Genomic DNA, 18881 nt, shown 5'->3' on the forward strand with positions numbered 1-18881 from the left:
CATGAAAAAAATGATGACATTCTTGAAAAAAGCTAAGGTTAAAGCTTTCACTCTGGTAGAGATGTTAGTGGTCCTTTTAATCATCAGCGTGCTTCTCTTGCTCTTTGTACCTAATCTGACCAAGCAAAAAGAGGCTGTCAACGACAAAGGAAAAGCTGCTGTTGTTAAGGTGGTAGAAAGCCAGGCAGAGCTTTATAGCTTGGATAAAAATGAAGATGCTAGCCTAAGCAAGTTACAAGCAGATGGGCGTATTACTTCTGAACAGGCTAAAGCCTATAATGAATACTATACTAAAAACGGAGGAGCAAATCGTAAAGTCAATGATTAAGGCCTTTACCATGCTGGAAAGTCTATTGGTTTTGGGTCTTGTGAGTATCCTTGCCTTGGGATTGTCTGGTTCTGTTCAGTCCACTTTTGCAGCAGTAGAGGAGCAGATTTTCTTTATGGAGTTTGAAGAACTTTATCGGGAAACTCAAAAACGCAGTGTAGCTAGTCAGCAAAAGACAAGTTTGAGCATAGACGGAAAGACCATTAGCAATGGCAGTCAAAAGCTGACAGTTCCTAAAGGAATTCAAGCACCATCGGGACAAAGTATCACATTTGACCGAGCTGGGGGCAATTCGTCTCTGGCTAAGGTTGAATTTCAGACCAGTAAAGGAGCGATTCGCTATCAATTATATTTAGGAAATGGAAAAATTAAACGCATTAAGGAAACAAAAAATTAGGGCAGTGATTTTACTGGAAGCAGTAGTCGCTCTAGCTATTTTTGCTAGCATTGCGACCCTCCTTTTGGGACAAATTCAAAAAAATAGGCAAGAAGAAGCAAAAATCTTGCAGAAAGAAGAAGTTGTGCGTGTCGCTAAGATGGCTCTGCAGACAGGTCAAAATCAGGTAAACATAAATGGAGTGGAGATTCAGGTGTTTTCTAGTGAAAAGGGATTGGAGGTTTATCATGGTTCAGAACAGTTGTTGGCTATCAAAGAGCCATAAGGTCAAGGCTTTCACCTTGTTGGAATCCCTTATTGCTCTTATTGTCATCAGTGGAAGCTTACTCCTCTTTCAAGCCATGAGTCAGCTCCTCATTTCAGAAGTTCGCTACCAGCAACAAAGCGAGCAAAAGGAGTGGCTCCTGTTTGTGGACCAGTTGGAGGCAGAATTAGACCGTTCGCAGTTTGAAAAAGTGGAAGACAATCGCATTTATATGAAGCAGGATGGCAAGGACATCGCCATCGGTAAGTCAAAGTCAGACGATTTTCGGAAAACCGATGCCAGTGGACGGGGTTATCAGCCTATGGTTTATGGTCTCAAATCTGCGCAGATTACAGAGGACAATCAACTGGTGCGCTTTCGTTTTCAATTCCAAAAAGGCTTAGAAAGGGAGTTCATCTATCGTGTGGAAAAAGAAAAAAGTTAAGGCAGGTGTTCTCCTCTATGCAGTCAGCATGGCAGCCATTTTTAGTCTTTTGTTACAATTTTACTTGAACCGACAAGTCGCCCACTATCAAGACTATGCTTTGAATAAAGAAAAACTGATTGCTTTTGCCATGGCTAAACGAACCAAGGATAAAGCCGAGCAAGAAAGCGGGGAACAGGTCTTTAATCTGGGTCAGGTAAGCTATCAAAACAAGAAAACAAACTTGGTGACAAGGGTTCGTACGCCTAAGAGACAATATGAATTCATCTTTCCTTCAGTCAAAATCAAAGAAGAGAAAAAGGATAAAAAGGAAGAGGTAGCGACCGATTCAAGCGAAAAAGCGGAGAAGAAAAAATCAGAAGAGAAGCCTGAAAAGAAAGAGAATTCCTAGCTAATCAAGCTACTTTGTGCTAAACTAAAAATATGAAACATGATTTTAACCACAAAGCAGAAACTTTCGATTCCCCTAAAAATATCTTTCTTGCAAACTTGGTTTGTCAAGCAGTCGAGAAACAGATTGATCTTCTATCAGACAAAGAAATTTTGGATTTCGGTGGAGGGACGGGGCTATTAGCCTTGCCTCTGGCCAAACAAGCAAAGTCTGTAACATTGGTGGATATTTCAGAGAAAATGCTGGAGCAAGCTCGTTTGAAAGCGGAGCGACAAGACATCAAGAATATCCAGTTTTTGGAGCAAGATTTATTGAAAAATCCCTTGGAGCAGCAATTTGATCTCATTGTTGTTTGTCGTGTTCTTCATCATATGCCTGATTTGGATGCGGCTCTCTCACTGTTTCATCAACATCTGAGAGAAAATGGACAACTCCTCGTTGCTGATTTTACCAAGACAGAAGCTAGCCATCATGGATTTGAATTGGTTGAACTGGAAAACAAGCTAGCCCAGTTTGGTTTTTCATCTGTGCATAGTCAGATTCTCTATAGCGCTAAAGACCTGTTTCAAGGAAATTACTCAGAACTCTTTTTAACAGTAGCCCAAAAATCACTCGCCTAGTCAGGGAGTGATTTTTCTATAAGGATGGAAAAAAGAAGGGAAATTTGATAAGATAGGAATATGGATTTTGAAAAAATTGAACAAGCTTATACCTATTTACTAGAGAATGTCCAAGTCATTCAAAGTGATTTGGCGACCAACTTTTATGACGCCCTGGTGGAGCAAAACAGCATCTATCTGGACGGTGAAACTGAACTAGAGCAGATCAAGGAGAACAATCAAGCCCTTAAGCGTTTAGCACTACGCAAAGAAGAATGGCTCAAGACCTACCAGTTTCTCTTGATGAAGGCTGGGCAGACAGAACCTTTGCAGGCCAATCACCAATTTACACCGGATGCTATTGCCTTACTTTTGGTGTTTATTGTGGAAGAGTTGTCTCAAAAGGAGGAAATCACTATCCTCGAAATGGGGTCTGGGATGGGAATTCTAGGCGCTACTTTTTTGACCTCGCTTGCTAAAAAAGTGGATTACTTGGGAATGGAAGTGGATGATTTGCTGATTGATTTGGCAGCTAGCATGGCAGATGTGATCGGATTGCAGGCCGGCTTTGTTCAAGGAGATGCCGTTCGTCCACAAATGCTCAAAGAAAGCGATGTGGTCATCAGCGACTTGCCTGTTGGCTATTATCCTGATGACGCCGTTGCGTCGCGTCATCAAGTTGCTTCCAGTCAAGAACATACTTACGCCCATCACTTGCTCATGGAACAAGGACTTAAGTACCTCAAGTCAGACGGATACGCTATTTTTCTAGCTCCGAGTGATTTGTTGACCAGCCCTCAAAGTGATTTGTTGAAAGGCTGGTTGAAAGAGGAGGCAAGTCTGGTTGCCATGATTAGTTTACCTGAAAATCTCTTTGCTAATGCTAAACAATCTAAGACTATTTTTATCCTACAGAAGAAAAATGAAATAGCAGTAGAGCCTTTTGTTTATCCACTTGCTAGCTTGCAAGATGCAAGTGTTTTAATGAAATTTAAAGAAAATTTTCAAAAATGGACTCAAGGTACTGAAATATAAAATAGATTTTGTTATAATAGTTGAAAACGCTTAAAAAGGGGTATCATGTTATGACAAAAACAATTGCAATCAATGCAGGAAGTTCAAGTTTGAAATGGCAACTTTATCAAATGCCAGAGGAAAAAGTTCTTGCTAAAGGTTTAATTGAACGGATTGGTTTGAAAGATTCAATTTCAACTGTAAAATTTGACGGCCGTTCTGAGCAACAAATTTTGGATATCGAAAATCACACACAAGCTGTTAAAATCTTATTGGATGACTTGATTCGTTTCGATATTATCAAGGCTTATGACGAGATTACAGGTGTTGGACACCGTGTTGTTGCAGGTGGAGAATATTTCAAAGAATCAACGGTTGTTGAGGGGGATGTTTTAGAAAAAGTTGAAGAGTTGAGCTTGTTGGCTCCTCTCCACAATCCAGCCAATGCAGCAGGTATTCGTGCCTTCAAGGAATTGTTGCCAGACATTACCAGTGTAGTTGTTTTTGATACTTCCTTCCACACAAGTATGCCAGAGAAAGCTTATCGCTACCCTCTACCAACAAAATATTACACAGAAAACAAGGTTCGTAAATATGGTGCCCACGGTACAAGTCACCAGTTTGTAGCAGGAGAAGCTGCAAAACTCTTGGGACGTCCATTAGAAGACTTGAAGTTGATTACCTGTCATATTGGTAACGGAGGCTCAATTACAGCTGTGAAAGCTGGTAAGTCTATCGACACTTCTATGGGCTTCACTCCTCTTGGTGGGATTATGATGGGAACGCGTACAGGGGATATTGATCCAGCTATCATTCCTTACTTAATGCAATATACAGAGGATTTTAACACGCCTGAAGATATTAGTCGCGTCCTTAACCGTGAATCAGGTCTTTTGGGAGTTTCTGCTAATTCTAGCGATATGCGCGATATAGAAGCAGCTGTAGCAGAAGGGAATCACGACGCTAGCTTGGCTTATGAAATGTATGTTGACCGTATCCAAAAATATATCGGTCAGTACCTTGCAGTGCTAAATGGAGCAGATGCCATTGTTTTCACAGCAGGTGTTGGTGAAAATGCAGCAAATTTCCGTCGTAATGTAATCTCAGGAATTTCGTGGTTTGGCTGTGATGTTGATGATGAAAAGAATGTCTTTGGTGTGACAGGAGACATCTCAACAGATGCCGCGAAGATTCGTGTCTTGGTTATTCCAACAGATGAAGAATTGGTCATTGCCCGTGACGTTGAACGCTTGAAAAAATAAGTAAAATTAGAAAAAATATTCCGTACAAGGAGTTGGGAAAGAGATTTTTCCAGCTTCTTTTTATGGTGAAATTGTGCAAAACCTTGCTATGATTGGCTTTTTTGAAAAATATGGTATAATAGTAGTAATTTAATAGATGGAGTTGAGTTTTGAAGAAAAACTTTCGTGTAAAAAGAGAGAAAGATTTTAAGGCGATTTTCAAGGAGGGGACAAGTTTTGCCAATCGTAAATTTGTTGTCTACCAGTTAGAAAACCAGAAAAACCATTTTCGAGTAGGTCTATCAGTTAGCAAAAAACTGGGGAATGCCGTCACTAGAAATCAAATTAAGCGACGGATTCGGCATATTATCCAGAATGCCAAAGGGAGTCTGGTAGAAGATGTCGATTTTGTTGTCATTGCTCGAAAAGGGGTCGAAACCTTGGGATACGCAGAGATGGAGAAAAATCTACTCCACGTATTAAAATTATCAAAGATTTACCAGGAAGGAAATGGGAGTGAAAAAGAAACTACAGTTGACTAGTTTGCTAGGACTGTCTCTATTGATCATGACAGCCTGTGCGACTAATGGGGCAACTAGCGATATTACAGCCGATTCGGCTGATTTTTGGAGTAAATTGGTTTACTTCTTTGCGGAAATCATTCGCTTTTTATCGTTTGATATCAGTATCGGAGTGGGGATTATTCTCTTTACGGTCTTGATTCGTACAGTGCTCTTGCCAGTCTTTCAGGTGCAAATGGTGGCTTCTAGAAAAATGCAGGAAGCTCAACCACGCATTAAGGCGCTTCGAGAACAATATCCAGGTCGAGATATGGAGAGCAGAACCAAGCTAGAGCAAGAAATGCGTAAGGTCTTTAAAGAAATGGGTGTCAGACAGTCAGATTCTCTTTGGCCAATTTTGATTCAGATGCCGGTTATTTTGGCCTTGTTCCAAGCCTTATCAAGAGTTGACTTTTTAAAGACAGGTCATTTCTTATGGATTAACCTTGGTGGTGTGGATACAACCTTTGTTCTTCCGATTTTAGCAGCTGTATTTACCTTTTTAAGTACTTGGTTGTCCAACAAGGCCTTGTCTGAGCGTAATGGAGCTACGACGGCGATGATGTATGGGATTCCAATCTTGATTTTTATCTTTGCAGTTTATGCGCCGGGTGGAGTCGCCCTCTACTGGACAGTGTCCAATGCTTACCAAGTCTTGCAAACCTATTTCTTGAACAATCCATTCAAGATTATCGCAGAGCGCAAGGCGGTAGTTCAGGCACAGAAAGATTTGGAAAATAGAAAAAGAAAAGCCAAGAAAAAGGCTCAGAAAACGAAATAATAAGGAGGAATCTGGTAATGGTAGTATTTACAGGTTCAACTGTTGAAGAAGCGATCCAGAAAGGATTGAAAGAATTAGATATTCCAAGGAAGAAGGCACATATTAAAGTCATTTCTAGGGAGAAAAAAGGCTTTCTTGGTTTATTTGGTAAAAAACCAGCCCAAGTGGACATTGAAGCGATTAGTGAAACGACTGTTGTCAAAGCAAACCAACAGGCAGTAAAAGGCGTTCCGAAAAAAATCAATGATTTGAACGAGCCTGTGAAGACGGTGAGTGAAGCAACTGTTGATTTGGGTCATGTTGTAGAGGCAATTAAAAAGATTGAAGAGGAAGGCCAAGGTATTTCTGATGAAGTCAAGGCTGAAATCTTAAAACATGAAAGACATGCCAGCACTATCTTGGAAGAAACTGGTCACATTGAGATTTTAAATGAACTTCAAATCGAGGAAGCGATGAGGGAAGAAGCGGGCGCTGATGACCTTGAAACTGAGCAAGACCAAACTGAAAATCAAGACTTGACAGAGATGGGCTTGAAAGTTGAACCGAGCTTTGATATTGCCCAGGTGGCTACGGATGTGACTGCCTATGTTCAAGCAATTGTGGATGACATGGATGTTGAAGCTACACTTTCAAATGATTATAACCGTCGTAGTATCAATTTGCAAATTGACACTAACGAACCAGGTCGTATTATCGGCTACCATGGTAAAGTCTTGAAGGCCTTGCAACTGTTGGCTCAAAATTATCTTTACAACCGCTATTCAAGAACTTTCTACATTACTATCAATGTCAATGATTATGTTGAACACCGTGCAGAAGTCTTGCAGACCTATGCGCAAAAATTGGCGACTCGTGTTTTAGAAGAAGGACGCAGTCATCAAACAGATCCAATGTCGAATAGTGAACGCAAGATTATCCACCGTATTATTTCACGTATGGATGGCGTGACCAGTTACTCTGAGGGTGATGAGCCAAATCGCTATGTCGTTGTAGATACAGAATAAGTAAAATCAGGCTTGACCTGATTTTTTGCTAGCTAGAGGAGATGAAACGGATGTTGAATAAGATAAGAGACTATTTAGATTTTGCTGGTTTGCAGTACCGTAATCCTGATAAAGCGGGAGCAGAACGAGAGAAGATGCTGGAATTCCGCCACAAAGGTCAAGAGGCACGAAAGGCTTTTACAGAACTGGCTAAAGTATTTCAAGCAAGCCATCCAGAATGGGAACTACAACAGACTAGCCAGTGGATGAATCAGGTGCAACGTTTACGACCACATTTTTGGGTTTATTTACAGAGAGACGGACAAGTGACAGAACCTATGATGGCTCTTCGTTTGTATGGAGTACCCTCTGATTTTGGTGTCTCACTAGAAGTTAGTTTTATCGAGCGCAAGAAAGATGAGCAAACCTTGGAGCAACAAGCCAAAGTTTTAGACATTCCAACCGTTGAAGAGATTTATTATCTAGCCTACTCCGATGGTCAAAGTCAACGGTGGGAGGCGAACGAAGAAAATCGTCAGGTCTTAGTCAAGAAGATGGGCAGTCAAGAAATCCGAAAAGTGTTAGTTAAAGTAGATGTTTCTGTGACAGAAAATTCATCTGAAGAAGATATCGTGGAAAATTTATTGAAATCTTATGATAAAATTCTTCCATTTTATCTAGCTACGAGAAACTAAGCTAATCATTAAAATATCATAAATCATACAGTCCAAGAGTGAACAGTCCGCTGTGTAATTCTTGGTCTTTTTGTTTCCGTTTTCAAATTATATAATAAACTTACAAAAACAATTCAAAAGGAGAACAATTATGGAAGTCATTTCAAGTGTTCTAAATTGGTTTTCTAGCAATATTTTGCAGAATCCCGCATTTTTCGTAGGTTTATTGGTGCTAATAGGATATGCACTTTTGAAAAAACCTGCTCATGACGTTTTCTCAGGTTTCGTTAAAGCAACAGTAGGGTATATGTTGCTCAACGTGGGTGCTGGTGGTTTGGTTACAACCTTCCGTCCAATCTTGGCAGCCCTTAACTACAAATTCCAAATCGGTGCAGCGGTTATTGACCCTTACTTTGGACTTGCTGCAGCAAACAACAAAATTGCAGCAGAGTTTCCAGATTTCGTTGGAACTGCAACTACAGCTCTATTGATCGGTTTTGGAGTAAATATCTTGCTTGTAGCTCTACGCAAGATCACGAAAGTAAGAACCCTCTTTATTACTGGTCACATCATGGTGCAACAAGCTGCGACTGTATCTCTTATGGTTCTATTCTTAGTCCCACAATTGCGCAATGCTTATGGTACAGCAGCTATTGGTATCATCTGTGGCCTTTACTGGGCAGTTAGTTCAAATATGACTGTTGAGGCAACTCAACGCTTGACTGGTGGTGGCGGTTTTGCGATTGGTCACCAACAACAATTTGCAATCTGGTTTGTAGATAAAGTGGCAGGACGCTTTGGTAAGAAAGAAGAAAGTCTAGATAATCTTAAATTGCCTAAGTTCCTCTCAATTTTCCACGATACAGTTGTTGCATCTGCTACTTTGATGCTCGTATTCTTCGGAGCCATTCTTTTAATCTTGGGTCCAGACATTATGTCTAATAAAGAAGTCATCACTTCAGGAACTCTATTCAATCCTGCTAAACAAGATTTCTTTATGTACATTATCCAAACAGCCTTCACCTTCTCAGTTTACTTGTTCGTTTTGATGCAAGGTGTCCGCATGTTCGTATCTGAGTTGACAAATGCCTTCCAAGGTATTTCAAACAAATTGTTGCCAGGTTCATTCCCAGCGGTTGACGTTGCGGCTTCTTATGGATTTGGTTCTCCAAATGCTGTCTTGTCTGGATTTGCCTTTGGTTTGATTGGTCAATTGATTACAATTGTCTTGCTCATCGTCTTTAAAAACCCTATCCTGATTATTACAGGATTTGTACCAGTGTTCTTTGACAATGCAGCCATTGCGGTCTACGCTGATAAACGCGGTGGATGGAAAGCGGCTGTTATCCTATCCTTCATCTCAGGTGTTCTCCAAGTTGCTTTAGGAGCTCTCTGTGTAGCTCTTCTTGATTTAGCATCTTATGGTGGTTACCATGGAAATATCGACTTTGAATTCCCATGGCTTGGATTTGGATATATCTTCAAATACCTTGGTATTGTTGGTTATGTACTTGTGTGTCTCTTCTTGCTTGTTATTCCTCAACTTCAATTTGCCAAAGCAAAAGATAAAGAGAAATATTACAACGGTGCAGTTCAAGAAGAAGCTTAGTATCTAGAAAAGGAGAAATAAAATGGTTAAAGTATTAGCAGCGTGCGGAAATGGAATGGGTTCATCAATGGTTATCAAGATGAAGGTTGAAAATGCTCTCCGTAAGCTTAATCAAACAGATTTTACAGTCAATTCATGCAGTGTCGGTGAAGCTAAAGGTTTAGCAGCAGGATATGACATCGTAATCGCTTCTCTTCATTTGATCCAAGAATTGGAAGGGCGAACTAATGGGAAGTTAATTGGGCTTGACAACTTGATGGATGATAAAGAAATCACTGAAAAACTCAGTCAAGCACTACAGTAAAAGGTTGGAGGGGGCTGGATAGAAACTGAGAGTCATCGTTTCTGTCCTTCTCCCTCTTTAAATAAAGGAGGCAGATATGAATTTAAAACAAGCTTTAATTGACAATGACTCGATCCGACTAGGTTTAGAAGCTAAAGACTGGAAAGAAGCAGTCAAGGTAGCAGTAGATCCCTTGATTGAAAGTGGAGCAATTTTGCCAGAGTATTACGATGCTATCATTGAATCGACTGAAGAGTATGGCCCATACTATATCTTAATGCCAGGTATGGCTATGCCCCATGCTAGACCTGAAGCTGGAGTGCAAAGAGATGCCTTTTCATTGATCACCTTACAAAATCCTGTTGTATTTTCAGATGGGAAAGAAGTTTCAGTTTTGTTGGCACTAGCAGCAACAAGCTCAAAAATTCACACAAGTGTAGCCATTCCACAAATCATTGCCCTGTTTGAATTAGAAGATTCTATTGCACGTTTACAGGCTTGCCAGACTAAAGAAGATGTCTTGGCTATGATTGAAGAATCTAAGGATAGCCCTTATCTCGAGGGATTGGATTTGGAAAGTTAGAAAGAAGAATAAAGAAATGACAAAAAGAATACCTAATTTACAAGTTGCATTAGATCATTCAGACTTGCAAGGAGCGATTAAAGCAGCTGTTTCTGTTGGTCAGGAAGTAGATATTATCGAAGCTGGAACTGTTTGCTTATTACAAGTTGGAAGTGAACTGGTTGAAGTCTTGCGAAACCTTTTTCCAGATAAGATTATTGTGGCAGACACAAAATGTGCCGATGCTGGTGGAACAGTTGCCAAAAATAATGCCGTTCGTGGTGCCGATTGGATGACTTGTATCTGTTGTGCAACTATCCCTACTATGGAAGCGGCTCTAAAGGCTATCACGGCTGAACGTGGAGACCGAGGCGAAATCCAGATTGAACTTTATGGCGATTGGACTTTTGAACAAGCTCAGCTTTGGCTAGATGCTGGTATCTCACAAGCTATTTATCACCAATCTCGTGATGCACTTCTTGCTGGTGAGACTTGGGGTGAAAAAGACCTTAATAAGGTTAAAAAACTCATCGACATGGGCTTCCGTGTGTCTGTAACAGGTGGTCTAGATGTAGATACTCTCAAACTATTTGAAGGCGTTGATGTCTTTACCTTCATCGCAGGTCGTGGAATTACAGAAGCTGCTGATCCAGCAGGAGCAGCGCGTGCCTTCAAGGATGAAATCAGACGAATTTGGGGGTAAACCATGGCACGTCCAATTGGAATTTATGAAAAGGCAACCCCGACACACTTTACTTGGCTAGAACGTTTAAATTTTGCCAAGGAGTTAGGCTTTGATTTTGTAGAGATGTCTATTGATGAACGTGACGAGCGTTTAGCAAGACTGGACTGGAGCAAGGACGAGCGTTTGGAAGTTGTCAAAGCAATCTATAAAACTGGTGTTCGTATTCCTTCTATCTGTTTTTCAGGCCATCGTCGCTACCCATTGGGATCAAATGATCCAGTTATAGAGGAAAAATCTCTAGAACTCATGAAAAAATGTATTGAATTAGCCCAAGACTTGGGAGTTCGTACTATTCAATTAGCTGGTTACGACGTTTATTATGAGGAAAAGTCACCCCAGACACGCCAACGTTTTATCAAAAATTTGAGAAAAGCTTGTGACTGGGCTGAAGAGGCTCAGGTGGTACTTGCTATTGAAATTATGGATGATCCTTTCATCAATAGCATCGAAAAATACTTGGCTGTAGAAAAAGAGATTGACTCTCCCTACCTCTTTGTATACCCAGATATTGGTAATGTATCTGCATGGCATAATGATGTCTACAGTGAATTTTATCTTGGGCATCATGCCATCGCAGCTCTCCATCTCAAGGATACTTATGCAGTGACAGAAAGTTCAAAGGGCCAGTTCCGAGATGTAACTTTTGGGCAAGGTTGTGTCAAATGGGAAGAAGCTTTCGATATTTTAAAACAAACCAATTATAATGGACCTTTCCTAATCGAAATGTGGTCTGAAAATTGTGAAACTGTAGAAGAAACACGCGCAGCCATTCAAGAGGCGCAAGCTTTTCTCTATCCACTAATTAAGAAAGCAGGTTTGATGTAAGATGAATCAAGTAATAAACGATATGCGTAAACGAGTCTGTAATGCCAATCAATCATTACCAAAACATGGACTTGTCAAATTTACCTGGGGGAATGTATCTGAAGTCGATCGGGAACTCGGTGTCATTGTTATCAAACCATCAGGTGTGGATTATGACGAATTGACACCAGAAAACATGGTAGTGACTGATCTAGATGGTAAGGTCCTAGAAGGGGATTTAAGACCATCTTCTGATCTTCCAACTCATGTGCAGTTATATAAGGCTTGGTCAGAAATTGGTAGTGTGGTCCACACTCATTCGACAGAAGCTGTTGGTTGGGCTCAGGCAGGTCGTGATATTCCTTTCTACGGAACAACCCATGCAGACTATTTCTACGGTTCAATCCCTTGCGCCCGTAGTTTGACCAAGGACGAAGTAGAAGTGGCCTATGAAAAAGATACTGGCCTGGTTATCGTAGAAGAGTTTGAACGTCGCGGTCTCAATCCTGTTGAAGTACCAGGTATTGTTGTACGCAATCACGGTCCATTCACCTGGGGCAAAAATCCAGAGAATGCTGTTTATCACTCTGTCGTACTAGAGGAAGTATCAAAGATGAATCGCTTTACAGAACAAATCAATCCAAGAGTTGAACCTGCTCCCCAGTACATTCTAGAAAAACACTACCAACGTAAGCATGGACCAAATGCTTATTACGGTCAAAAGAAATAAGAAATTGAATTGAAAAGAGGCTAGGACCTTTCAATCCAAGCCTCGCTTTTGTAATTGTAAGTATTCGTTGTTAAGAGACTACTGTTGATAATTGAAATGCGTTAGTGAATGTGATACTATTATAAAGTTGTTTTCAAGGCAGTTGATTGATAGAGGAGTATGAAATATGGTACTGGATAAGGCAAGTTGTGATTTGCTTCAATATTTGATGGATCAAGAAACGTCCAAAACGATTATGGGGATTTCGAAAGATTTGAAAGAGTCAAGAAGGAAAATTTATTATCACATTGACAAAATCAATGCTGCTCTGGGTGACGAGGCGCTTCACATCATTAGTATTCCACGAATTGGTATTCACTTAACGGAAGAGCAGAGAGATGCTTGTTGTGAACTATTATCGGAAGTAGATTCGTACGATTATATCATGAGTGCGCATGAACGTATGATGATAATGTTACTATGGATAGGTATTTCTAAAGAACGTATTACGATTGAAAAATTGATGGAGTTAACAGAGGTGTCTAGGAATACTGTTCTCAATGATTTGAATAGTATTCGTTATCAACTAACTTTGGAACAATATCAGGTGACCTTGCAAGTGAGCAAGTCACAGGGATACCATCTTCATGCCCACCCTCCTCTTAATAAAATTCAGTATCTTCAATCGCTTCTATATCATATTTTTATGGAAGAAAATGCCACTTTTGTATCTATTTTAGAAGATAAGATGAAAGAGAGGTTAGATGGTGAGTGTTTGCTTTCTGTTGAAATGAACCAATTTTTTAAGGAACAGGTTCCTTTAGTTGAACAAGATTTAGGGAAGAAAATAAATCATCATGAAGTAACTTTTATGTTGCAGGTTCTACCTTATTTGCTGTTAAGCTGTCATAATGTTGAACAGTATCAAGAAAGACATCAGGATATAGAGAAAGAATTTTCTTTGATAAGAAAAAGAATAGAGTATCAGGTGTCTAAGAAATTAGGAGAACGGTTGTTTCAAAAGTTTGAAATTTCTTTGTCAGAACTTGAAGTTTCTCTTGTAGCTGTTCTTCTCCTCTCCTATCGTAAAGATTTGGATATTCATGCAGAAAGTGATGATTTTCGGCAATTAAAACTTGCTTTAGAAGAATTTATCTGGTATTTTGAATCACAAATCCGAATGGAGATTGAGAACAAGGATGATTTGTTAAGAAATTTGATGATCCACTGTAAAGCCTTGTTATTTAGAAAGACTTACGGTATTTTTTTCTAAAAATCCTCTAACAAAACAAATTCGATCCAAGTATGGAGAATTATTTTTAGTCACTAGAAAATCTGCGGAAATTTTAGAAGGAGCATGGTTTATTCGGCTAACAGACGATGATATTGCCTATTTGACGATTCATATTGGAGGATTTTTAAAGTATACACCATCGTCTCAAAAAAATATGAAAAAAGTTTATCTCGTTTGTGATGAAGGTGTTGCGGTTTCGAGACTTTTGCTGAAACAATGCAAACTTTATTTTCCAAATGAGCAAATTGGCACTGTATTTACAACAGAACAATTTAAGAGTGTGGAAGATATTGCACAAGTTGATGTAGTGATTACTACTAATGATGATTTGGATAGCAGATTTCCGATTTTAAGGGTTAATCCTATCCTTGAAGCAGAAGATATTTTGAAAATGCTAGACTATCTTAAACACAATATATTTCGTAATGAGAGCAAAAGTTTCAGTGAAAATCTTTCTAGTCTTATTTCGTCTTATATTGTAGACAGCAAGTTGGCTAGTAAGTTCCAAGAAGAGGTTCAAACACTTATAAATCAAGAAATAGTAGTTCAAGCTTTTTTGGAAGATATTTGAAGGACAGTCCAATGATGAACACAAACCTGTGTTTTTCTTGGTCTTTTTTAGTGTTTTGAAGGGTGGTATACTAGTTTCAAAGATAACAATTATATCCAAAGGAGGCAACATATGCCAAACGTCAAAGAAATTACAAGAGAGTCATGGATTTTAGCTACTTTCCCAGAGTGGGGAACCTGGTTGAACGAAGAAATCGAAGAAGAAGTCGTACCTGAAGGCAATTTTGCCATGTGGTGGCTAGGTAACTGTGGTACTTGGATTAAGACACCATGTGGTGCTAACGTTGTCATGGACCTTTGGTCAAACCGTGGAAAATCAACTAAAAAAGTGAAAGATATGGTTCGTGGGCACCAAATGGCAAATATGGCAGGTGTTCGTAAGTTGCAACCAAATTTGCGTGTTCAGCCAATGGTTATTGATCCATTTGCTATCAACGAACTCGACTACTACTTGGTTTCACACTTCCATAGTGACCATATCGATCCATACACAGCTGCAGCAATTCTCAACAATCCTAAGTTAGAGCATGTTAAGTTTATCGGTCCTTACCACTGTGGACGAATCTGGGAAGGATGGGGTGTTCCAAAAGAACGTATCATCGTTGTTAAACCAGGTGACACTATCGAATTAAAAGATATGAAGATTCATGCAGTAGAATCATTTGACCGTACTTGTTTGGTAACTCTCCCAGTGAACGGTGCTGATGAGACAGGCGGTGAACTTGCTGGCTTAGCTGTTACAGATGAAGAAATGGCTCAAAAGGCTGTTAACTATATCTTTGAAACACCAGGTGGAACCATCTATCATGGTGCAGATTCTCACTTCTCAAACTATTTTGCAAAACATGGTAAAGACTTTAAAATTGATGTTGCTTTGAATAACTATGGTGAAAATCCGGTAGGTATCCAAGATAAAATGACATCTATCGACCTTCTTCGTATGGCAGAAAATCTGCGTACCAAAGTCATTATCCCAGTTCACTATGATATCTGGTCTAACTTCATGGCTTCTACTAATGAGATTCTAGAACTTTGGAAAATGAGAAAAGATCGCTTGCAATACGATTTCCATCCATTTATCTGGGAAGTTGGCGGTAAGTACACTTATCCTCAAGATCAACACTTAGTAGAATACCATCATCCACGTGGTTTTGATGATTGTTTTGAACAAGACTCTAACATTCAATTTAAAGCTTTGCTATAATATAAAAATATTCTTTGGAGGTTATCCGTATGTTGCATGATACGGATAATTTTCATATAATAGTAGAATAGAATGTGTGATCTAATAATCACCTCAAATAGAAAGGAAATTCTATGTCAAATCTATCTGTTAATGCAATTCGTTTCCTAGGTATTGACGCTATCAACAAAGCCAACTCAGGTCACCCAGGTGTGGTCATGGGAGCAGCTCCGATGGCTTACAGCCTCTTTACAAAACAACTTCGTATCAATCCAGCTCAACCAAACTGGATTAACCGCGACCGTTTCATTCTTTCAGCCGGTCATGGTTCAATGCTTCTTTATGCCCTTCTTCACCTTTCTGGTTTTGAAGATGTCAGCATGGATGAAATCAAGAGTTTCCGTCAATGGGGTTCAAAAACACCAGGTCACCCAGAATTTGGCCATACAGCAGGGATTGATGCTACGACAGGTCCTCTAGGGCAAGGGATTTCAACTGCTACTGGTTTTGCCCAGGCAGAACGTTTCTTGGCAGCCAAATATAACCGTGAAGGCTACAATATCTTTGACCACTATACTTATGTTATCTGTGGAGACGGAGACTTGATGGAAGGTGTCTCAAGCGAGGCGGCTTCTTACGCAGGCTTGCAAAAGCTAGATAAGTTGGTTGTCCTTTACGATTCAAATGACATCAACTTGGATGGTGAGACAAAGGATTCCTTTACAGAAAGTGTTCGTGACCGTTACAATGCTTACGGTTGGCATACAGCCTTGGTTGAAGATGGAACAGACTTGGAAGCTATCCATGCTGCTATCGAAACAGCTAAAGCTTCAGGCAAACCATCTTTGATTGAAGTGAAGACTGTGATTGGATATGGTTCTCCAAACAAACAAGGAACTAATGCTGTACACGGTGCTCCTCTTGGAGCAGATGAAACTGCAGCTACTCGTCAAGCTCTCGGTTGGGAATATGAACCATTTGAAATCCCAGAACAAGTATATGCTGATTTCAAAGAACATGTTGCAGACCGTGGTGCATCAGCTTATCAAACTTGGACAAAGCTAGTTGCTGATTATAAAGAAGCTCACCCAGAATTGGCTGCAGAAGTCGAAGCTATCATTGATGGACGCGATCCAGTTGAAGTGACTCCAGCAGACTTCCCAACCTTAGAAAACGGCTTTTCTCAAGCAACTCGTAACTCGAGTCAGGATGCTTTGAACGTTGTGGCAGCTAAGTTGCCAACTTTCTTGGGTGGATCAGCTGACCTAGCTCACTCAAACATGACTTATATCAAGACTGACGGACTTCAAGACGATGCCAATCGCTTGAACCGTAACATTCAGTTTGGTGTCCGCGAATTTGCAATGGGAACGATCTTGAACGGGATGGCTCTTCATGGTGGACTTCGTGTATACGGTGGAACTTTCTTCGTCTTCTCTGACTATGTGAAGGCAGCTGTCCGCTTGTCAGCCTTGCAAGGTCTTCCTGTGACTTATGTCTTTACCCACGATTCTATTGCAGTTGGGGAAGATGGTCCAACTCACGAACCAGTTGAGCACTTAGCAGGACTTCGTGCTATGCCAAATCTAAATGTTTTCCGTCCAGCAGATGCGTGTGAAACGCAAGCAGCTTGGTACCTTGCAGTGACAAGTGAGAAAACACCAACTGCCCTTGTCTTGACACGTCAAAACTTGACTGTTGAAGAGGGAACAGACTTCGACAAGGTTGCTAAAGGTGCTTATGTCGTCTATGAAAATGCAGCAGATTTTGATACAATCTTGATTGCGACAGGTTCAGAGGTCAATCTAGCTGTCTCAGCTGCTAAAGAATTGGCTAGTCAAGGCGAAAAAGTCCGCGTAGTCAGCATGCCATCTACAGATGTCTTTGATAAACAAGATGCAGCTTACAAGGAAGAAATCCTTCCAAATGCAGTTCGCCGTCGTGTTGCAGTCGAAATGGGTGCAAGTCAAAACTGGTACAAATATGTTGGTCTAGATGGTGCTGTTCTTGGTATTGATACCTTCGGAGCCTCTGCCCCAGCACCAAAAGTATTGGCAGAATATGGCTTTACTGTTGAAAATCTTGTAAAAGTCGTTCAAAACTTGAAATAATCCTAAAAATCAGGGCGTAAGCTCTGGTTTTTCTGGTTTTTCTTACTAGAAAAGCAAGGTACAATCTTGTAAAAGTAGCTGAAATTTGATATAGTAGTCCTATGTAAAAGACAAAGGAGAAACTAATGAATCCAAATTATACATTTTTAATCATACTAGTCCTTATGATGGGTTTGATGTTCTTTACGCAACGCTCTCAAAAGAAACAAGCACAAAAACGTATGGAAAGTTTAAACAAACTACAAAAAGGCTATGAAGTGATTACAATCGGTGGACTTTACGGAACAGTCGATGAAGTAGATACGGAGAAGAGAACGATTGTTCTTGATGTAGATGGAGTTTACTTGACTTTTGAACTAGCTGCTATCAAGACCGTATTGCCGCTGAAAGAAACAGCTTCACTCGAAGGCGCAATTGAAAAATAAGACGGGATTACTAACTCCCGTTTTTCTATAAAAGAAAGGAAATGGGATGAAAAAACTAGTCTTTGTCTGCCTGGGAAATATTTGCCGTAGCCCTATGGCCGAGTTTGTTATGAAATCAATGACAGCTAATTATGAAATTCAAAGTCGAGCGACTTCCTCTTGGGAACATGGCAATCCGATTCATAAGGGAACTCAAGGGATTTTTCAAGAGTATGAGATTCCTTATGATAACTGCAAGACATCGCTTCAGATTAGTAAGGAAGATTTTGAAGCCTTTGATTATATTATCGGAATGGACGCTTCAAATGTTTCTGACTTACGTCAGATGTGTCCAGTAGACTGTCAAGATAAGATTTACTCATTTGCATCTGAAAGTGTTCCAGATCCTTGGTATACTGGAGATTTTGAAGAAACTTATCAGCGTGTTCAAGAGGGTTGTCAAGCATGGTTAGAACGTTTAGAAAAGGAGAGTGAAGGTGGGAAATCTTAAGAATTTTTACGACAAGTATCGTGTCTATCTGACTCGTCCACGTTTAGAACTTCTAGCAGTAGTTACCATTGCTATCTGTGCTGTACTCGTCTTTTTCCTAAATATTCCCGGAAAAGGTGTCTTAAAACTCGATAATGGAACGATTGTTTACGATGGCAGTCTTGTCCGTGGTAAAATGAATGGACAAGGTACCATCACCTTCCAAAATGGAGATCAATATACAGGTGGTTTCAACAATGGAGCCTTCAACGGAAAAGGTACCTTTCAATCCAAAGAAGGCTGGACCTACGAAGGTGATTTTGTAAATGGTCAGGCTGAAGGAAAAGGGAAACTAACAACAGAACAAGAAGTTGTTTATGAAGGGACTTTTAAACAAGGCGTTTTTCAACAAAAATAAAGCCTCCTTATCAAAGGAGGTATTATTAGAACTGCAAAGTAA

General features: G+C 40.1%; 23 protein-coding genes and 1 pseudogene. All 24 read left to right on the forward strand.

The window, feature by feature from the left end; all coding sequences use genetic code 11:
- Position 1: 1 nt before the first annotated feature.
- Positions 2-328 carry a competence type IV pilus major pilin ComGC gene (gene comGC, locus HT698_RS06880; RefSeq protein ID WP_173218185.1) on the forward strand — a complete coding sequence of 109 codons (327 nt, stop codon included), beginning with the start codon at positions 2-4 and terminating at the stop codon, positions 326-328.
- Positions 321-725 carry a competence type IV pilus minor pilin ComGD gene (gene comGD, locus HT698_RS06885; protein ID WP_240147371.1) on the forward strand — a complete coding sequence of 135 codons (405 nt, stop codon included), beginning with the start codon at positions 321-323 and terminating at the stop codon, positions 723-725. Before comGC ends, comGD begins: the two co-directional genes overlap by 8 nt.
- Entirely contained in the window at positions 688-990 is a 303-nt protein-coding gene (comGE, locus tag HT698_RS06890) for a competence type IV pilus minor pilin ComGE (RefSeq protein WP_071478895.1), read from the forward strand. Before comGD ends, comGE begins: the two co-directional genes overlap by 38 nt.
- Positions 953-1414: a competence type IV pilus minor pilin ComGF gene (gene comGF, locus HT698_RS06895; RefSeq protein ID WP_173218189.1), complete on the forward strand. Its 462-nt coding sequence runs from the start codon at positions 953-955 to the stop codon at positions 1412-1414. The genes comGE and comGF overlap by 38 nt, the downstream gene beginning before the upstream one ends.
- Positions 1392-1805, forward strand: coding sequence for a competence type IV pilus minor pilin ComGG (gene comGG / locus HT698_RS06900; RefSeq protein WP_112445367.1), 414 nt, complete (start codon positions 1392-1394; stop codon positions 1803-1805). Before comGF ends, comGG begins: the two co-directional genes overlap by 23 nt.
- Before the next feature lie 32 nt (positions 1806-1837).
- Entirely contained in the window at positions 1838-2425 is a 588-nt protein-coding gene (locus tag HT698_RS06905) for a class I SAM-dependent methyltransferase (RefSeq protein ID WP_173218191.1), read from the forward strand.
- 60 nt (positions 2426-2485) lie between these two features.
- Complete coding sequence (locus HT698_RS06910; RefSeq protein ID WP_173218193.1) at positions 2486-3439, forward strand: class I SAM-dependent methyltransferase; 954 nt, start codon at positions 2486-2488, stop codon at positions 3437-3439.
- Between the two features lie 50 nt (positions 3440-3489).
- Positions 3490-4680 (forward strand): acetate kinase, encoded by a 1191-nt coding sequence (locus HT698_RS06915; RefSeq protein ID WP_173218195.1) that lies wholly within the window; start codon positions 3490-3492, stop codon positions 4678-4680.
- Positions 4681-4829: 149 nt separating this feature from the next.
- Entirely contained in the window at positions 4830-5201 is a 372-nt protein-coding gene (gene rnpA / locus HT698_RS06920; RefSeq protein ID WP_000739245.1) for a ribonuclease P protein component, read from the forward strand.
- The gene (locus HT698_RS06925; RefSeq protein WP_345789470.1) at positions 5176-6000 is read left to right on the forward strand and encodes a membrane protein insertase YidC; all 825 of its coding nucleotides are present in this window, start codon (positions 5176-5178) and stop codon (positions 5998-6000) included. The genes rnpA and HT698_RS06925 overlap by 26 nt, the downstream gene beginning before the upstream one ends.
- Positions 6001-6017: 17 nt before the next feature.
- A complete protein-coding gene (gene jag, locus HT698_RS06930; protein ID WP_023939879.1) occupies positions 6018-7004 on the forward strand; it encodes an RNA-binding cell elongation regulator Jag/EloR in 987 nt (328 codons plus the stop codon).
- Positions 7005-7054: 50 nt separating this feature from the next.
- Complete coding sequence (locus tag HT698_RS06935) at positions 7055-7678, forward strand: ribonuclease P (RefSeq protein ID WP_173218214.1); 624 nt, start codon at positions 7055-7057, stop codon at positions 7676-7678.
- Between the two features lie 130 nt (positions 7679-7808).
- Entirely contained in the window at positions 7809-9266 is a 1458-nt protein-coding gene (locus HT698_RS06940; RefSeq protein WP_173218198.1) for a PTS ascorbate transporter subunit IIC, read from the forward strand.
- Positions 9267-9288: 22 nt separating this feature from the next.
- Positions 9289-9570 carry a PTS sugar transporter subunit IIB gene (locus HT698_RS06945; protein ID WP_000241466.1) on the forward strand — a complete coding sequence of 94 codons (282 nt, stop codon included), beginning with the start codon at positions 9289-9291 and terminating at the stop codon, positions 9568-9570.
- 76 nt (positions 9571-9646) lie between these two features.
- Positions 9647-10132, forward strand: a complete 486-nt coding sequence (locus HT698_RS06950) for a PTS sugar transporter subunit IIA (RefSeq protein WP_001049925.1) — start codon at positions 9647-9649, stop codon at positions 10130-10132.
- 16 nt (positions 10133-10148) lie between these two features.
- Positions 10149-10814 carry a 3-keto-L-gulonate-6-phosphate decarboxylase UlaD gene (locus HT698_RS06955; protein ID WP_172924266.1) on the forward strand — a complete coding sequence of 222 codons (666 nt, stop codon included), beginning with the start codon at positions 10149-10151 and terminating at the stop codon, positions 10812-10814.
- Between the two features lie 3 nt (positions 10815-10817).
- Positions 10818-11681, forward strand: coding sequence for an L-ribulose-5-phosphate 3-epimerase (locus HT698_RS06960; RefSeq protein ID WP_000113589.1), 864 nt, complete (start codon positions 10818-10820; stop codon positions 11679-11681).
- 1 nt (position 11682) lies between these two features.
- Positions 11683-12390 (forward strand): L-ribulose-5-phosphate 4-epimerase, encoded by a 708-nt coding sequence (locus tag HT698_RS06965; RefSeq protein WP_173218200.1) that lies wholly within the window; start codon positions 11683-11685, stop codon positions 12388-12390.
- 166 nt (positions 12391-12556) lie between these two features.
- Positions 12557-14234 (forward strand): annotated as a pseudogene (locus tag HT698_RS06970) (transcription antiterminator).
- A gap of 111 nt (positions 14235-14345) precedes the next feature.
- The gene (gene ulaG, locus HT698_RS06975; RefSeq protein ID WP_173218202.1) at positions 14346-15437 is read left to right on the forward strand and encodes an L-ascorbate 6-phosphate lactonase; all 1092 of its coding nucleotides are present in this window, start codon (positions 14346-14348) and stop codon (positions 15435-15437) included.
- 113 nt (positions 15438-15550) lie between these two features.
- Positions 15551-17527, forward strand: a complete 1977-nt coding sequence (gene tkt / locus HT698_RS06980) for a transketolase (RefSeq protein WP_173218204.1) — start codon at positions 15551-15553, stop codon at positions 17525-17527.
- A gap of 125 nt (positions 17528-17652) precedes the next feature.
- On the forward strand, positions 17653-17952 hold the full coding sequence (gene yajC, locus HT698_RS06985) for a preprotein translocase subunit YajC (RefSeq protein WP_042900241.1): 300 nt from the start codon (positions 17653-17655) through the stop codon (positions 17950-17952).
- A 46-nt stretch (positions 17953-17998) separates the two neighbouring features.
- Entirely contained in the window at positions 17999-18442 is a 444-nt protein-coding gene (locus HT698_RS06990) for a low molecular weight protein-tyrosine-phosphatase (RefSeq protein WP_173218206.1), read from the forward strand.
- Positions 18429-18839 (forward strand): hypothetical protein, encoded by a 411-nt coding sequence (locus HT698_RS06995; RefSeq protein WP_173218208.1) that lies wholly within the window; start codon positions 18429-18431, stop codon positions 18837-18839. Before HT698_RS06990 ends, HT698_RS06995 begins: the two co-directional genes overlap by 14 nt.
- Positions 18840-18881: the final 42 nt, after the last annotated feature.

The sequence above is a fragment of the Streptococcus sp. 3109 genome (genome assembly GCF_013276905.1).
GTDB lineage: Bacteria > Bacillota > Bacilli > Lactobacillales > Streptococcaceae > Streptococcus.

Excerpts from the sequence above, each read along its gene's own strand:
- comGC (WP_173218185.1), top strand. The coding sequence starts at position 2 with ATGAAAAAAATGATGACATTCTTGAAAAAAGCTAAGGTTAAAGCTTTC.
- comGD (WP_240147371.1), top strand. The coding sequence starts at position 321 with ATGATTAAGGCCTTTACCATGCTGGAAAGTCTATTGGTTTTGGGTCTT.
- comGE (WP_071478895.1), top strand. The coding sequence starts at position 688 with ATGGAAAAATTAAACGCATTAAGGAAACAAAAAATTAGGGCAGTGATT.
- comGF (WP_173218189.1), top strand. The coding sequence starts at position 953 with ATGGTTCAGAACAGTTGTTGGCTATCAAAGAGCCATAAGGTCAAGGCT.
- HT698_RS06905 (WP_173218191.1), top strand. The coding sequence starts at position 1,838 with ATGAAACATGATTTTAACCACAAAGCAGAAACTTTCGATTCCCCTAAA.
- HT698_RS06910 (WP_173218193.1), top strand. The coding sequence starts at position 2,486 with ATGGATTTTGAAAAAATTGAACAAGCTTATACCTATTTACTAGAGAAT.
- HT698_RS06915 (WP_173218195.1), top strand. The coding sequence starts at position 3,490 with ATGACAAAAACAATTGCAATCAATGCAGGAAGTTCAAGTTTGAAATGG.
- jag (WP_023939879.1), top strand. The coding sequence starts at position 6,018 with ATGGTAGTATTTACAGGTTCAACTGTTGAAGAAGCGATCCAGAAAGGA.
- HT698_RS06935 (WP_173218214.1), top strand. The coding sequence starts at position 7,055 with ATGTTGAATAAGATAAGAGACTATTTAGATTTTGCTGGTTTGCAGTAC.
- HT698_RS06940 (WP_173218198.1), top strand. The coding sequence starts at position 7,809 with ATGGAAGTCATTTCAAGTGTTCTAAATTGGTTTTCTAGCAATATTTTG.
- HT698_RS06945 (WP_000241466.1), top strand. The coding sequence starts at position 9,289 with ATGGTTAAAGTATTAGCAGCGTGCGGAAATGGAATGGGTTCATCAATG.
- HT698_RS06950 (WP_001049925.1), top strand. The coding sequence starts at position 9,647 with ATGAATTTAAAACAAGCTTTAATTGACAATGACTCGATCCGACTAGGT.
- HT698_RS06955 (WP_172924266.1), top strand. The coding sequence starts at position 10,149 with ATGACAAAAAGAATACCTAATTTACAAGTTGCATTAGATCATTCAGAC.
- HT698_RS06960 (WP_000113589.1), top strand. The coding sequence starts at position 10,818 with ATGGCACGTCCAATTGGAATTTATGAAAAGGCAACCCCGACACACTTT.
- HT698_RS06965 (WP_173218200.1), top strand. The coding sequence starts at position 11,683 with ATGAATCAAGTAATAAACGATATGCGTAAACGAGTCTGTAATGCCAAT.
- ulaG (WP_173218202.1), top strand. The coding sequence starts at position 14,346 with ATGCCAAACGTCAAAGAAATTACAAGAGAGTCATGGATTTTAGCTACT.
- tkt (WP_173218204.1), top strand. The coding sequence starts at position 15,551 with ATGTCAAATCTATCTGTTAATGCAATTCGTTTCCTAGGTATTGACGCT.
- yajC (WP_042900241.1), top strand. The coding sequence starts at position 17,653 with ATGAATCCAAATTATACATTTTTAATCATACTAGTCCTTATGATGGGT.
- HT698_RS06990 (WP_173218206.1), top strand. The coding sequence starts at position 17,999 with ATGAAAAAACTAGTCTTTGTCTGCCTGGGAAATATTTGCCGTAGCCCT.